Annotated in this window: 6 protein-coding genes and 2 pseudogenes; 3 read left to right on the forward strand and 5 right to left on the reverse strand. The window is 74.5% G+C overall.

The features are described from left to right. Window positions 1-3: 3 nt before the first annotated feature. The 3 genes from trmB to EJG53_RS21770 all read right to left on the reverse strand — a co-directional run bounded on the left by trmB (window position 4) and on the right by EJG53_RS21770 (window position 4,034). Window positions 4-723: a tRNA (guanosine(46)-N7)-methyltransferase TrmB gene (gene trmB / locus EJG53_RS21760; RefSeq protein WP_125046202.1), complete on the reverse strand. Its 720-nt coding sequence runs from the start codon at window positions 721-723 to the stop codon at window positions 4-6. A 345-nt stretch (window positions 724-1,068) separates the two neighbouring features. Next, window positions 1,069-2,286, reverse strand: coding sequence for an L-2-hydroxyglutarate oxidase (lhgO, locus tag EJG53_RS21765; protein ID WP_125046203.1), 1,218 nt, complete (start codon window positions 2,284-2,286; stop codon window positions 1,069-1,071). A gap of 278 nt (window positions 2,287-2,564) precedes the next feature. Next, window positions 2,565-4,034: an MFS transporter gene (locus EJG53_RS21770; RefSeq protein WP_125046204.1), complete on the reverse strand. Its 1,470-nt coding sequence runs from the start codon at window positions 4,032-4,034 to the stop codon at window positions 2,565-2,567. A 1,110-nt stretch (window positions 4,035-5,144) separates the two neighbouring features. Here EJG53_RS21770 and EJG53_RS21775 point away from each other — a divergent pair. Continuing rightward, complete coding sequence (locus tag EJG53_RS21775) at window positions 5,145-7,229, forward strand: asparagine synthase-related protein (protein WP_125046205.1); 2,085 nt, start codon at window positions 5,145-5,147, stop codon at window positions 7,227-7,229. Between the two features lie 305 nt (window positions 7,230-7,534). On the opposite strand, the pseudogene EJG53_RS21780 reads toward EJG53_RS21775, so the two are convergent. Continuing rightward, window positions 7,535-9,357 (reverse strand): annotated as a pseudogene (locus EJG53_RS21780) (sigma-70 family RNA polymerase sigma factor). An 813-nt stretch (window positions 9,358-10,170) separates the two neighbouring features. Continuing rightward, a complete protein-coding gene (locus tag EJG53_RS21785; protein ID WP_125046206.1) occupies window positions 10,171-11,199 on the reverse strand; it encodes a TetR/AcrR family transcriptional regulator in 1,029 nt (342 codons plus the stop codon). 492 nt (window positions 11,200-11,691) lie between these two features. On the opposite strand from EJG53_RS21785, the pseudogene EJG53_RS21790 reads away from it, so the two are divergent. Together EJG53_RS21790 and EJG53_RS21795 are read left to right on the forward strand one after the other, a co-directional pair. Then, a pseudogene (locus EJG53_RS21790) lies at window positions 11,692-13,016 on the forward strand (NAD(P)/FAD-dependent oxidoreductase). Window positions 13,017-13,665: 649 nt separating this feature from the next. Next, on the forward strand, window positions 13,666-15,447 hold the full coding sequence (locus tag EJG53_RS21795; RefSeq protein ID WP_125046207.1) for an ATP-binding SpoIIE family protein phosphatase: 1,782 nt from the start codon (window positions 13,666-13,668) through the stop codon (window positions 15,445-15,447). The last annotated feature ends 55 nt before the right edge of the window (window positions 15,448-15,502 follow it).

Genomic DNA, 15,502 nt, shown 5'->3' on the forward strand with positions numbered 1-15,502 from the left:
GGACTATGCCGGGAGCCGCCGGAAGAGGAGGTCGTGGACGACGTGACCCTTGTCCAGGCCCTGTCCCTCGAACTTGGTGAAGGGACGGAAGTCCGGGCGCGGGGCGTAGCCGGAATACTCGTTCGCGAGGGTGGGCTCGGCGGAGAGGACGTCCAGCATCTGCTCGGCGTACGGCTCCCAGTCGGTCGCGCAGTGGACCAGCGCGCCCGGCGCGAGACGCGTCGTGACCAGGGAGAGGAACTCGGGCTGGATCAGGCGGCGCTTGTGGTGCCGCTTCTTGGGCCACGGGTCGGGGAAGTAGACGCGCAGGCCGGCGAGGGAGGCGGGGGCCAGCATCTCGCGGAGCAGGATGATCGCGTCGCCGTTGGCCACCCGGATGTTGGACAGGCCGTTGCGTTCCGCGAGGCCGAGTAGATTGCCCTGGCCCGGGGTGTGGACGTCGCAGGCGAGGATGCCGGTGTCCGGGTCGGCGGCGGCCATCTGGGCCGTGGCCTCGCCCATGCCGAAGCCGATTTCCAGGACGACCGGGCGGCCCTCGAAGAGCTGGTCCAGGTCGATCCGGGAGAGGCCGTCGATGTCCAGGCCCCACTGGGGCCACAGGCGGCGCAGGGCGTCCGCCTGGCCGGGGGAGACCCGGCTGCGGCGCGGCTGGAAGGAACGGATCCGCCGTTCGTGGTGCGAACCGGCCGGGTCGGCCGCCGGGCCGGTGCCGTCGGGGAACATCGACTTGGGGGCGGGGCGGGATGCCCCCTGGGGGCCGAGGCGGCCGGCGCGTCGTCCGCGTGTCCGGGGCGCTCGCCCGGGTGCGCGGAGGTGTCGGCGCCGGGGGCGGAGGCAGGGAGGGGCTCAGCGGCTGGGCCGGGCTCGGCAGCGGGGACGTGCTGAGCGGCCGGGCCGGGTTCGGGGGTGGCGGAGTTCTCGGACACAGTGGGTCGATTCTACGGGCGGGGGATAGCGGGAGGGGGAGGAGCGGGGGGCGAGGGGCGATGGCATGGCGGGGATGACATGTAGGGGGCTGCGCCGTCCTGCGGCGTCGGGCGCCCCGGTGTCAGCCGCCCTCCGTCGGCCTCATTCCGTCGTCTCCAGCATGGCCAGCGCCCGCCCGGCTATCTCTCTCCCGATCGGCAGGGAAGCCGTGGCCGCAGGGGACGGGGCGTTGAGGACGTGGACGGCGGACGGGGACTCGGTGATGAGGAAGTCGTCGGCGAGGGTGCCGTCGGGCAGGACGGCTTGGGCGCGGACGCCGGCGGGGGCGGGGCGCAGGTCCTCTTCGCGGACCGCCGGGAGCAGGCGGCGGACCGCTTCGGTGAAGGCCCGGCGGGAGAGGGAGCGGTGCAGTTCGCCGGTGCCGTAGCGCCAGTGGCGGCGGGCTATGTGCCAGGAGCCGCGGTACGTCAGGGTGCCGGCCAGCTCCGCAGGGCGGACGGTGCGCCAGTCGTACCCCTCGCGGGCGAGTGCGGGGACGGCGTTGGGGCCGATGTGGACGGAGCCGTCGATCCCTCGGGTGAGGTGGACGCCGAGGAACGGGAAGGCGGGGTCGGGGACCGGGTAGACCAGGCCGCGCACCAGGGAGGCGCGGGCAGGGGCGAGGGTGTAGTACTCGCCTCGGAAGGGGACGATGCGCATGGCCGGCGCGTCGCCCGCCAGGCGCGCGATGCGGTCGCAGTGCAGGCCGGCGCAGTTGACCAGGGTGCGGGCGCGGAAGACGGTGCCGGCGGAGGTGCGCACCGCTACGCGGCCGGGGCGGCGGCCGATGGTGGTGACCTCGCTGCCGTACGCGATGCGGGCGCCCGCGTCCGTGGCCAGGGCGGCGAAGCGCCGGGCGACCGCGCCGAAGTCGGCGATGCCGGTCGTACCGACATGGATGGCGGCCAGGCCGCTGACCTCCGGCTCGTACGTCGCGAGCTGTGCCGGGCCCAGCTCGCGGACCGGGATGCCGTGCTCCCGGCCGCGCTGGATGAGGCTGTGCAGGCGGGGCAGCTCGCTGCGGTCGGTGGCGACGATCAGCTTGCCGGTGACCTCGTGCGGGATGTCGTGGTCCAGGCAGAACTTGATCATCTCCGCCGAGCCCTGGAGCGCGAAGCGGGCCTTCAGGGAACCGGGCGGGTAGTAGATGCCGCTGTGGATCACGCCGCTGTTCCGGCCGGTCTGGTGGCGGGCGGGGCCCGGCTCCTTCTCCAGGACCACCACACGGGTGCCGGGAGCGGCGCGCGTGATCGCGTAGGCCGTCGAGAGTCCGACGATGCCGGCACCGATCACCAGCACGTCGCAGTCGTACGCCGTCACAGCACCTCCCCTGGAACCCCTGGAATCAGACGTATCCCATCATGACGCGGGGGTCTGACAACGGGCCGGGAGAGCGGCGGCGACGCGTTCGCCGCCGGGTCCGGTTCCATGCCTGCCTCCGCCTCCTGGCTCTGGCCCGCATGCATACCCAGGATCACGCCCGTACCCGTACTCACACTCGTACGTTTTCGTCACTGCCCCGGCGTCTGCCGCCGCGCCCGTCTCCGTCCCGCCTCCGCGCCCGTCGTGCCCGCCTTCGTCCCGCCTCCGCGCCCGCTCTACGCCGGGGCCACGAGCAGCGGCCGGGCCCGTTCGCGCAGCTCCACGACGCGGGGCTCGTCGCCGTACGGTTCGAGGCGGTGCAGGAGATCACGTACGTACTCGGTCGTACGGGCCGACGAGATGCGGCCCGCCACCTCGACCGCCCGGGTGCCGGCCGCGCAGGCCGCGTCCAGGTTGCCGGACTCCAGCTCGGCCACCGCGGAGACCACGAGCCGCAGCCCGTGCGAGCGGACGTACTCCTCCGTGGGGCGGGACAGCGCCTGCTCCGTGAAGCGGCGCACCTGGCGGGGCAGCCGCAGGTCGCGGTAGCACTCGGCGGCGTCGGCGGCGAACCGCTCGTACGAGTAGAAGTCCAGCCAGGACGGGTCGGGGTCGCCCTCCCGGGAGCGCTCCAGCCAGCCCTCGGCGGCCTTCAGGGCCACCTCGCAGGCGCGCGCCTCGTTGGCCTTGGCCTGCGCGCGTGCCTCCACCAGGCGGAAGAAGCTCATCGTGCGGGCGGTGGCCAGGCCGCGGTTGCGTTCGAGGGCGGCCTGCGCCAGGTCGACGCCCTCGTCGGCGAAACCGCGGTAGGTCGCCTGGAGCGACATCGAGGCCAGGACATAGCCCCCCAGCGGGACGTCGGCGGCGGCCCGGGCCAGGCGCAGCGCCTGGATGTAGTAGCGCTGGGCCGCCTCCTGCTGCCCGGTGTCGAAGGCCATCCAGCCCGCGAGTCTGGTGAGTTCGGAGGTCGCCCCGAACAGCGCGCGGCCCACCTCGTCGCTGTACGAGGCGAGGAGCAGCGGCGCCGCGTCCACCCGGAGGCATTCGGGCACCATCGAGGAGCGCCAGTCGCCGCCCCCGTACTTGGAGTCCCAGCGGCGGGCGTCCTCGGCGGCCTCCCGCAGCTTGGTGACGTCGCTGTGGCCGACGTGCTGGGGCACGGTGTCGGCGCCCGGGACGCCGTCCTTGCCCGCCGCGCCGTTGCCGTCCCGTACTTCCCGCAGGTCAGGCGCTTCGCGCGCGACGGAACTGTCGGCCGGGGATATCAGCCACCGCGAGGCGGGCGTCGCGTACGCGCTCACCGAGAAGGATCCGGCCAGGCTCTGCCAGATGCCCCCGCCACCGCGGCGTCCGGCCAGGTCGAGGCGGTACAGCTCGGTCGCGGACCGGACCGCGGCGCCCACGTCGCGCGGGAAGGCCAGGCCCACCTCGGGGGCCGGGTCGGCGTCCGCCAGGCCGATCTCGTGGAGCGGCACCGGGCGGCCGAGCTTGCCCGCTATCGCGGCCGCGATCAGGTGGGGCGCGGCGCCCTGCGGGACCATGCCCTTGGAGACCCACCGGGCCACCGACGTCTTGTCGTAGCGAAGCGTCAACCCGCGCTGCGCCCCCAGGTCGTTGACCCGGCGGGCGAGCCCGGCATTGCTGATCCCCGCGAGGGCGAGAACGGTGCCGAGCTTCTCGTTCGGCCCGCGTATATCCCTTGACATGCGCACCCCTCGACACAGCGACGGCAGCCCCGGTACCCCGGGGCACGCGTCCACCCAGAGTAGTTCGCCGAATCCCTACCGTTAAGGCCCGATGTCCCGGATGGCGGGTTTCAAGTCCAAGCGGCCGCAGGGGGTTTGGCATGTGCTCCGGGTACGTGTTGCCGTGCGCCCGTGCGTGCGCGCTGGCCGGGTTGGTGCGGGAGCGCTTCCATGAGACCTGCGTGGGTCGGCCCGCTGCACTGGATCCAGTGGGCTGGGGGACACCGCCGCCTCATTCCCCGCGGGTGGCGGTCCGGTCCGGGGGGCGAGTCCCGCCTCCCGGACTGTCGCATGTCGCGGGAAGGGCCCGCCGGGACGGCCCGGGAGGTGCCTCCTCGGCCGCAGTGGCGTCCGGGAAGGAGCCCGGCCGTTCGGCGCGGCGTCCCGAGGGCGCGTCCGGGTGCCCGGCAGGGTGGTCCGGCGGTCGCCCGTCGGGTGATCGGCCGCGCTCCGGGCGCCCTGGCCGGTATCGGTCCAACCAGGCGCCGCCGCACAGATTTTGGCTGAAAATCGACGTAGGCGGGTTTGCTTTCGGGAGCGGGGCGCAGGGGGGCGTACGGACCTGTCGCCCTTTCGCGGGACATCGTGGGCCGGCTTCGCGGACCGGCCCTGCTGAGCTTCCCTCCTCGTCCTCGCGACATCGCGCCGTCTCTTCGCGATCTCCCGGGCGAGGAACGGCCCTTCATACACCGCCGCCACTCCCGCCGTCGCCCCCGCCGCGCACCTCCAGGCCCGAACTCGTCCCCCGGCCCCGCACTTGTCCTCCGGACCCGAACTCCCTCTCGAACCCGCCGGCTCCGACCCGCCCGGCCCGGCCGCGCTCGATAACGTCTTCCGAACACCCCCGCACCCGGGCCCTCCTCGGCGCCTCCAGAAGGCCGCTGTCGTGGCAGCATGGTCCGCACAACAGCTTGGCAACGGCTTGGCAATCCGCTGTACGGGGCGGCGGTCCGGTCCACCCTGCCGACCGTCAGGGCGATCCTGAGGCAGGGCGATCCTGAGGTGGGCGGGCGTCCGCCCGGGCGGACGGACGGGGGCCGCCCGGCGGCGGCGAACAGGGTGGAGGCGGCGATGCGCTGGTTGGTGGGGTGGAGCAGTACCGGTACGGGACCGGCCCCCACCGAGGAGGCCCGTACGGTCCTCCCCGTAGGCGCCCAGCTCCTGTGGGGCGACCCCGACCCGCTGTGGGCGGTCGGCGACTGGCGTGCCGACGAGGTGCGCGTCGTCCAGGCCGACGCCGAGACCCGGCTCGCCGTCTTCGGCGTCTGCGGCGCCACCGACGACCAACTGCGGGTCGGCCTCTTCGCGGCCCGCGGGGGCGCGCTGCGCCACCTCACCGCCTGGCCCGGCAGTTACACGGCCGTCGTCCAGGTCGGCAGGCGTGTGACGGTCACCGGTGACCTGGCGGGCGCGCGGCCGGTCTTCCACACCCCGTGGGCGGGCGGTACGGCGTACGCGACCGCCGCCCTCCCGCTCGCCGACCTGATCGAGGCGAACCTGGACGTCGGGCATCTGGCCGCGCTGCTGGCCTGCCCGGACGCGCCCGAGGCGCTCGGCGCCGGTACCCCGTACGAGGGAGTGCGGCGGGTACCGCCCGGCCACGCGCTCGTCCTCCGGGGCGGCAGTTGCGACATCACCTCCTACGAGCCGACGGCGTCGCTCGCCGTCTCCGCGCCCCAACTGCCGCCGGAGCAGGCCGTCGACGGCGTGCGCGACGCGCTGGTCGAAGCCGTACGGGCACGGCTGTCCGGCCCCCGGCACGCACCGGACCCGGACGGCCTGCACGGCCTGGACCCGGGGCCCGTACCGGGCATGGGCCCGGCCGAGCGGCGGGCCGCGCGGGGTGCGCCGGTCCCCGGCGTCGGCGCCGACCTCTCGGGAGGCAGCGCCTCCGCCACCCTGGCCCTGCTCGCGGCCGGACTGCCCGGAGTGCCCGGCACGGTCAACGGGCGGGGCGAGCGCCTTCTGGCCGTCACCTTCAACGACCGTGCCACCCATGGGGGCCGCCCGTACCGCGAGGCCGAACTGGAGCGGGCCCGCAGCATCGCCGCCAACCCGCGCCTGCACCACGTCGTCGTCGCGGCGGGCGAGGAAGCCCTCCCGTATGCGGACCTGGAGGGCGGGCCGCTCACGGACGAACCGGGGCCGTCGCTCGTCATGGCCGGACGCCACCGCCGGCGGCTGCTGGCGGGCAGCGCGGACCACCTCGTGGGTGCCGGGGCGCGGCAGGTCCTGGACGCGCACCCGGCCCGCCTCGCCGACCTGCTCCTGGACCGCCGCAGACGCCACCTGCTGCGGCCCGTCACGGCACTGGCCAAGGCCGACGGGCCGCTGTCGCAGTCGGCGCTGGTGCCGTTCACCGTCTACCGGGCCGCGCGCAAGCTGGCCCGTACGACATACGGGGCGGGCATCGCCGACACGGCCACCCGTCTGAAGGAGCGGCGGTTCACCGACGAGCCGGTGGCGGGCGGCGGGGCGGTGGACGCGTCCTTGGCGGCGCTCTCCTGGTGCCGGCCCGGGCCGGCGGCGCGGTGGCTCACGGGGGAGGCGCTGGCTGAAGTATCGGTTCGTCTCAATGCCGCGGCCGTCCGGACCCCCACCGTGGGACGGCCGGGAGAACGCCGGGCCCGCGCCGCGCTGGCCCGGCACGCGGCCGACCACCGGATCTTCGAACAGGCCGTGGAGGTACGCAACCAGCGCCTGCACGCCCCCTTCCTCGACAACCAGGTGGTGCTGGCCTGCCGGGCCCTGCCGGACACCCTGCGCGTCCAACCGGGGGCGCGGGCGGCCGTGCTGCGTGCTGTCCTGTCCGGCGCGGGCGTCCGCGACCTGCCGCCCGGCTGGGGCGCCACGTCCCACATCACCCACGCGGCGGCCGTACGGGCCGGGCTGCGCACCTCGATCGGGGACGTGGTCGGCCTCTTCGACGCGCCGCTGCTCGCCGACGCGGGGCTGGTCGAGGCGCGGGTCGTACGGAAGGCCCTGCGAGCGGCGGCCGAGGGCGCCCCGCTCCCCCTCGACGGGCTCGCCGAACTCGTCTCCACCGAACTCTGGCTGCGTCGCCTGCTCGCCCGCCGCGGCACCTGCTGGACCGGTACGGCCGCGCCCCGCCAGCGGGCCGTGGCGGGCGGGGTGTCGCCGCGGCCGAGTCTTTGAGGGAGCGGGGCGGGCTGGTTGGTACGTCGGGACGGTGGGGCGGGGGCGTCGCGTCGTGACGGTGGCGTTTCGTTGGTACGGGTGCGGTGCGTCGTGACGGTGGCGTTTCGTTGATACGGGAGTGGTGCGTCGTTACGCCGGCGGCTCGCTGCTACGGGGCCGTCGCGACGCTACGGCAGCGGCTCGTCGAGACGTGTGCGTCGCGTCGTTACGGTGGCGGTTCGCCGATACGGGCGCGGTGCGTCGTGACGGGGACGGTTCGCCGATACGGGCACGTCGCGTCGCGGCCGCACCCCTCGGTGCCCTCAGCGGCAGGTGATCTGTGACTGGGCCCAGTCGCCCAGGAACATCACGGTGTTGGACGCACCGGGCTCGACCACCAGCCGCAGCGTCTTGTGCCCCTGCAACGGCACATGCACCGGGACGGCGGGCTGTCCGCCGCGTACGACTCCCGAGCGCCAGAGCCGCTGCCCGTCCGCGTACACGGAGAAGCGCAGCACCCCGAGGCCGAGCCCCATGTCGTCCACGCCGGCGAACGCGTCGTACGCCGTGCACTGCCGGTTCAGGTCGATGGTCACGGAGGACGGCGCGTGCACGGTCACCCCGTGCCGGAACGTCCTGCCGCCGATGCGCAGCCCCTGCCGCTGCCACAGCCAACTGCTGTCCGCCATGCGCACTTCGGGCTTCGTGCCGTCCCCCATGAAGTCCCACGTCAACTTGTTGATCTGGTACGGGGACGGAGCGGGCGCCGGCGGAGTCGGCGTCGGCGTCGGCCTCGGGGAATGTGTGGGCGGGTCGGCCGGTGCGGGGGAGTGCGGCGGCTCGGGTGCGGGGGTGGGCGAGGTCTTCGTCGGCGTGGGAGTCGGGGACGGCGTCGGCGTCGGTTCCGGCCGGGAGGAGGCGGTGGGGCCGGGCGTCGGCTTCGGGGACGCGGGGGCGGGCGTCGGGGGCGGCTGCCCCGGAGCGCGCTCCAGCGGTTCCGACTCGGGCGGTGGCGGCGCGACCGAGGCCGCTCCGGGCCGCTTGGCCTGCGTTTGCGGCGCCGGCTGCGGATCTCCGATCAGCGCCAGGGCGATCGCGGCACCCACCACGATCACCAGGCCCGCGCCGATCGCCACCTTCGCGGGCGCGCCGAGCCCCTCGCCCACCGCGGCACCCGCCCCGCCCGCACCACCGGACCCACCAGCGGCACCCGCTCCTGCGGCCCCACTCGCCCCCGCAGCCCCGCCAGCCCCCGCAGCAGCCCCCGCCCCCGCGGACGCCCCGGCCCCGGCCCCCGCTCCCGTACCCCCGGCCGCCGCAGCCGCGCCCGCTCCCGCCGCGGCGCCCGCGCTGCCGAGCCCCACCACGGCCGCGGCCCCTTGACCGCGTATCCGGCCGCGAACCAGCCGATCACCGCCACCGGAAGGATGACGCGGATGTGCTCGTTGACGTCCGCGACCTCCGAGGCCGCCGTACGGCACCGGGCGCAGTCCTCCAGGTGCTTTCGCAGCCCGCGCTCCGCCCGCATCCGCAGGCCGCCCCGGGCGTACGCGCCGAGCCGGTCCGCGTACCGGGCGCAGTCGCCCCCGGCGGTGAGCGAACGGTTCACGTGCGCCTGCAAGTACGCCTGCTTGAGGCCCTCGCGTGCACGGTGGGCCAGTACGGCGGTGGCGTTGGCCGACAGCCCGAGCAGCGGCGCGACCTCGCTCGGCGACTCCTCCTCGATCGTGGTGTGCCACAGCACGGTCTGGTAGCGCTCCGGCAGGCTGCGGAACGCCCGTACGGCCATGGACTGCTCGGCTTCGTGCATGGCGCGGACGTCCGCGCCGAGGTCGAGCGTGTCGTCGTCCAGCGTGGTGCCGGCCGCCGACACCGCGAACACGGCGAAGTCCTCGACCAGTTGCTCGCGCTTCGCGGTCTTTCCCCAGGCCGCGGCCACCCGGCGGACGGTGGTGAGCAGATAGGCGCGTACGGACGAGTCGGGGCCGGCGCCGCCGCGTACGGCCTGGAGGGTACGGGCGAAGACTTCGCCGGTGAGGTCGTCGGCGGTGTGCGCGTCCCGGCAGCAACCGCGCGCGTAGCGCCGTACGGCGTCGGCGTGGCGGCGGTACAGCTCCTCGTACGCGCTGTCGTCACCGCTCCGCATCCGGTCGATCAACTCACGGTCCCCGGGCGGGGGACCGGGCTGCGGTTGCGCCACCGGAGCCCCTGACGTTTCCGACGCCGCCGAGCCGTCCGCTTCCGCAGAACCGTCCCGCCTCGCGGAGCCGCCGGTTTCGGCCGCCTCCGGACCGCTCGGCTTCCGGTGAGCGCCCCGGCCCTTCGAGCCTCGGGCACCCCTCAGCTCTCGCGCGCCCCTCAGCTCCCGGGCTTCACTCCGTTCCCGCGCGTCCGCCGGATCCGGGCTCTTCCGCCGCTCCCGCTGCTGAGGAACGTTTCGTTCGGCCGGTCCGGGCCGGTAGTCGTCCTCGGCCCGGTCGTGCCGTTCCGCGGAACGTCCCGCGGAAGCCGCGCCCGATGTGTCCGGGCCGCCCACCCCGTACGGACGCTTCTGTCCCGGGACTTGAGGGCCACGCTCCCCGCCAGGCTGACCGCCACGCTCCCCGCCAAGCCGCTCGTCCCGCCGCTCGTTCCGCCCGTCCACACCCATCGCCGAGGCCCCCGAACACGCCGTCGCTGCGGTAACACCGCGCAAGCGTGTCACAGGCGGCCCCGTCGGCCGGTCCGGCAAGCACACCAACCACTCGTCCGGGGTGAGTTCATGAACGGCAGCACTAGACGTCACTCGTACGGGGAATACTCGACCGCCCGCGCCCAGGACACGCAGACGGCCCCCAGCCGCCCCCCCGAAACCCCCCATTCCCACGACGCAGAACGGGACGCGGCGCCGGCCCACAGCCGACCCCACGCCCCGCCCCGCCCGATCTCTCGGGCTGATGTCACGCAGCCTCGCCCAGCCTTACTCGGCAGGCCGCGACCGCAGCCCCTCCAGCAGGATCTCCAGCAGCCGGGCCGAGGCGGCCTGCTGCTGGGCCGGGTCCGGCAGGGACGGCGCGCCTGTGGCGATGACCAGCAGCACGTCGGCCACCGTCACGTCCGCGCGCAGTTCGCCCGCCTCGCGTGCCCGCTCGACGAGCTGCCCGACGACCTCCAGCAGCGCCTGGGCGCCGCCGTCCGCCGTGGCGTCGCCCGGCCCGGACGGTGCCTCCAGCGTGCCGGTGACGGCCGTGCCGCGTGCGGACACGCCGTTCGGAACGTCGGCGGACATCCCGTTCGGGACCATGGCCGGTACGTCCGAGACCTCGGCCCCGGGGACGCCGCGCTGTGCGACCACGCGGAACTCCGCGGGCACGTCGGACGTCAGCGCGCCGGACCCGTCCGAGGGGCGGTGTGCCGCCCCGGTGGACCCGTCCGCCGGCTCCGGCCCGTACGCCTGACGCTGCTGCGGAACCCGGGCTTCGGCAGCACCGGAAGCAGCACCGACACCGGCACCGGAACCGGCACCAGGCGTGCCCTCCGGCACCGGAGCGCTGGCGCTCACCCGCAATATGCTCGGCGGCAGCAGCCGCCCTGCGCCGGAGGCGACCGACGTCCGCAGGAAGCGCGAGAGCGCCGACCACGGGTCGTCCTCCTGGCCGAGCGCCGTACGCGCCTGGTCGGTGAGCCGGGCGGTCTCCTCCTCGGCTATTCGCCTGACCAGCACGTCCTTGCTCGGGAAGCGGCGGTACACCGTCCCCACCCCGACGCGGGCACGCCGCGCCACGTCTTCCATGGGCGCGCCGTACCCCAGCTCGCCGAAGACCTCGCGAGCCGCCCGCAGGACGTGCTCAAGATTGCGCTGCGCGTCCACCCGCAGCGGTGTGCTGCGGCCGCCGGCACCGGAGTGCGCGGTGTGCGGGTGCGTGTGCGTGGTGCCGTTTCCCCTGCCCTCCGAAGCGTGCGCGGCGGCAGTTACGGCAGTCGGCCATTGAGAGCCCTGAATGTGCATAGATGATCCCCCGGTAATGACGTCTCCCCCCGGAGACTCCCCGCCCTGACTGCTGGGGTGTAACGACGTGACGACGAGAGGCTGCACCCCAACGAGGTACGAACATAGTTGAGCCCAGGTCAAGAATGAAGGGGGCAGTTCCGCACAGTCCGTGCACCGATCGGAGTACGGATCCCTTCCGCCCCTATTCCGTACCCTCCGCTCGCCGTAGACCCACCACCTGACCTGCACTCCTGTGCTCGGCGGCGCGGAATCCGGCCCTCCGGGACGAAGTACCGGACCGGTCATACATTTCGTCAGGCCTGTGGACAAAGGCGTGTCGCCGGTGCGTCATGGAACAGTGCTGTGCCCTTCCGGGGGCACAGTGCCTGGTGGTGGCAGGCCGGCCGGACGACGGTGGCAACCGGCGCGGGCCGGCCTTTCGATGTCGCGAGGAGAACCTCTGTGAAGGAACCGGCGCGCATTCTCGTTGTCGGCGGCGGCTACGTCGGGATGTACACCGCGCTGCGCCTGCAGCGGAAACTGAAACAGGAACTGCGGCGGGCCGCCGTCGAGGTGGTCGTGGTGGACCCCGATCCGTACATGACGTATCAGCCATTTCTCCCCGAGGCCGCGGCCGGCTCCATCTCGCCGCGGCACGTCGTCGTACCGCTGCGCCGGGTGCTGCCGCTCTGCAAGGTCGTCGTCGGGGAAGTCACCGCGCTCGACCACGCGGCGCGGACCGCCACGGTCACGACGCCGGCCTCCGAGGAGGACGGCACCGGCGGCCTGCAACTGGCCTACGACGAGCTGGTGCTGGCGCCCGGCTCGGTCTCCCGCGCCCTGCCGGTCCCGGGCCTCGCCGAGGGCGGCATCGGTTTCAAGTCCGTCGAGGAGGCCATCGGCCTGCGCAACCACGTCCTGGAGCAGTTGGACATCGCTTCCTCGACCCGCGACCCGGCGATCCGCGACGCCGCGCTGACCTTCGTCTTCGTCGGCGGCGGGTACGCGGGGGTGGAGGCGCTCGCGGAACTGGAGGACATGGCGCGCTACGCGGCGCGCTACTACCACAACGTCGAGCCCGCTGACATGAAGTGGATCCTGGTCGAGGCGACCGGCCGCATCCTGCCGGAGGTGGGTACGGCGATGGGGCAGTACGCCGTACGGGAGCTGCGGGCGCGCAACATCGACGTACGGCTGGACACCCGCCTGGAGTCGTACGAGGGGCGGGTCGCCGTCCTGAGTGACGGCGCACGCTTCCCGGCTCGCACTCTCGTGTGGACCGCGGGCGTCAAACCGCACCCGCTCATCGCCGCTTCCGGCCTGCCGCGCACCGGGCGCGGCCGTCTCAAATGCACCGCCGCCCTCCGGGTCGAGGGCGTCGAGCACGCCTGGTCGGCGGGGACGCCGCGGCCGTACCGGACCTGACGGCGGAGCGCCCGGCCAAGCCGGACGAGCCGCGCCGGGAGTGCGCGCCCAACGCCCAGCACGCCGTCCGGCAGGCGCGGGTGCTGGCGGAGAACATCGCCGCGGTGGTGCGCGGCGGGACCGTCGTGGACTACGCGCACAAGTACGCCGGTTCGGTCGCCTCGCTCGGGCTGCACAAGGGGGTCGCGCATGTCTACGGGCGCCGCCTGAAGGGCTATCCGGCGTGGCTCATGCACCGCGTGTACCACTTGAGCCGGGTGCCCACGTTCAACCGGAAGGCGCGGGTGCTGGCCGAGTGGACGCTCGCCGGGCTGTTCAAGCGGGAAATCGTTTCTCTCGGCTCGCTGGAACACCCGCGCGCCGAGTTCGAACTGGCGGCGGGCACCGGGCGTCACAACGAGCCGAGCTGACGGGACGGGCCGGCGGCGGGCTGCCGCCATGGCGAGCTGACGGGCCGAGCTGACGCGCCACCGCGCCGAACTGACGGGTCGAGCTGATGCGCCGCCATGCCGGACCGGCGGGCCGAGCTGACAGGCCGCCGCCCCGAACTGACGGCCCGTCGTACCCCGTCAGCCGTACGGGCCGCCGGGACCGAATCCCCCGCGACCGCGACCGAATCCCCCGGTGCCGAATCCCCCGGGTCGTACGGCCCCGCCCTGACGGCACGCCCCTCGCCCGCACACCCGGACCGCCGTACCGTCCGCCCGCCCCGACCCGCGCATCACCCGCCCGCCCCGCCGTACCACCCGCACCCCCGCCCCTCCGCAACCCCCGTAGCCGGAGCCAGGAACTCCACCTCGTGCCTCCGGCGTCTGACGGATGTCAGTCCGGTCGGCCACACTGGACGTGTGACCATGGGTGGGCTCGTATCTGCGAAGAGTGACAATCACGAGGATTCTGGACGATTGCTGCAATCCGCCAGAGGGCACCGAGGGTGCCCCCAGCCGACACTGCTCCCCGCTTCCGCCGGGCGGGCGTCCCTCCGGCGTGCGCGCGGGGAGTTCCACCGAGCCGACGGCCCGATCCCGCGCGACGACGCGAAGTAAGAGGTACCCCTCCGTGAACTTCACGCGCTGGAGCGCCCGGCTCCCCGGCACACAGCGGCGGAGCGCCGCCCGGCCCGACCGCGCCGCGGCGGCCTCCGCCGCCGTGCCGTCCGGGCCCGCCGCCCCGGCCCCGAGCGGCCCGCCGGCCGCGGTCCCCGGCGCGGTCCCCGCGGCCCGCGCCGAACACCCCGACTCCGAAGCGGCCGGTGACGGCCTGCCCGCCGGCCCCTGCCGCGCGCCCAGCGTCGACGCGCTGTCCGTCCACGACATCCTGGGCAAGGTCCCCGCCCTGGTGGCGGTCGTGTACGGCCCCGAGCACCGCATCGCGTACGTCAACGGCGCGTACGCCACCGTCTTCGGCCCCCGCCCGCCCGGCGCCACCGCACGCGAGGCACTGCCCGAGCTGGACGCGCTCGGCCTGCTCCCCCTGATGGACCAGGTGCTGCGCAGCGGCCGCCCCCGTACGGTCAAGGCCCGCCGGGTGCCCGGCGGCGCCGGTGCCGACCAGTCCCGCGACGGCTACTACACGTTCACCTGCACCCCCATCGAGGTCGCCGCCAGTGGCCCGGCGCCCGACCCCGAGGTCGCCTGCGTGGCGCCGCACAAGGGCGTGCTCGTCTTCGGCGCCGACGTCACCGACCAGGTGGAGTCCACCGAACGGCTGCGCGCCAGTGAGGCACGCCAGCGCGCCGCGGCCGTGACGCTCCAGCGCTCCCTGCTGCCGCAGGAGCTGGAGCAGCCCGACGACCTGCGGGTCGCCGCGACGTACCAGCCGGGCGGCACGGACGCCGCGGTCGGCGGCGACTGGTACGACGTCATCACCCTCGGCGCCGGCCGTACGGCCCTGGTCATCGGGGACGTCATGGGCCGGGGCGTGCGCGCCGCGGCCGTCATGGGACAGTTGCGTACGGCGGTCCGCGCCTACGCCCGGCTCGACCTGCCGCCCCACGAAGTCCTCCAGTTGCTGGACGGACTGGCCGCCGAGATCGACGCCAGCCAGATCGCGACCTGCGTCTACGCGGTCCACGACCCGAACGAGGGCCGCCTGGTCTACGCCTCCGCCGGTCACCTGCCCATCCTGGTGCGCGACGCCGACGGCACGGTCCTGCGCGCCGCCGAGCCGACCGGCCCGCCCCTGGGCACCGGCGGCTGGCTGCACACCTCCGGCAGCGTCCCGCTGGGCCCCGGTTCGAGCGCTGTCCTCTATACGGACGGTCTGGTCGAGCGCCGTGACAAGGACATCGACCACGGGGTCGAGGCCCTGGAGCGCGCCTTCGCGGGGGCGACCGGAGCGCCGGACATCGTCTGCGACCGGCTGCTGCGCGCCCTCGGGATCACCACCGACCACGACGACGACGTCGCCGTCCTGGTCCTCCAGCACCCCGCCCGTACGGGGCACGACGCCGAGCTGTTCCACAACGCCGCCCTCGAACTCCACGGCGGTACGGAAGCGGCACCCCGCGCCCGCGCCTTCGCCTCCGGGGTGCTCGCCTCCTGGCGCTTCTCCCCGGAGCTGCACGACCTCGGCGTCCTGGCCGCCAGCGAACTGGTCGCCAACTCGTTCCAGCACGGCACCCCGCCGATGCGGCTGCGGCTGCGCCGTACGGACCGCCGCCTGATCATCGAGGTGACCGACGGGGACGACCACCTGCCGCGGCGGCGCCGGGCCGAGCCGGCCGACGAGGCGGGCCGCGGGATCTCGATCGTCGCGACGATCGCCTCGGCGTGGGGGTCGCGCCGGACACCCGGTGGCGGCAAGGCCGTGTGGTGCGAGTTCGCCCTGCCCAGGGAGTAGCGGCGGGGCGGGTACGCGTACGGGTAGCGCAACGGGCCGGACCCCGCTCGGTGCA

Source organism: Streptomyces chrestomyceticus JCM 4735, assembly GCF_003865135.1.
In the GTDB taxonomy this organism is placed as follows: domain Bacteria; phylum Actinomycetota; class Actinomycetes; order Streptomycetales; family Streptomycetaceae; genus Streptomyces; species Streptomyces chrestomyceticus.

Bases quoted from the DNA above. Each gene is read 5' to 3' on its own strand.
- EJG53_RS21770 (WP_125046204.1), bottom strand. From the start codon at position 4,034: ATGTCAAGGGATATACGCGGGCCGAACGAGAAGCTCGGCACCGTTCTC.
- EJG53_RS21775 (WP_125046205.1), top strand. From the start codon at position 5,145: ATGCGCTGGTTGGTGGGGTGGAGCAGTACCGGTACGGGACCGGCCCCC.
- EJG53_RS21785 (WP_125046206.1), bottom strand. From the start codon at position 11,199: ATGCACATTCAGGGCTCTCAATGGCCGACTGCCGTAACTGCCGCCGCG.
- trmB (WP_125046202.1), bottom strand. From the start codon at position 723: ATGTTCCCCGACGGCACCGGCCCGGCGGCCGACCCGGCCGGTTCGCAC.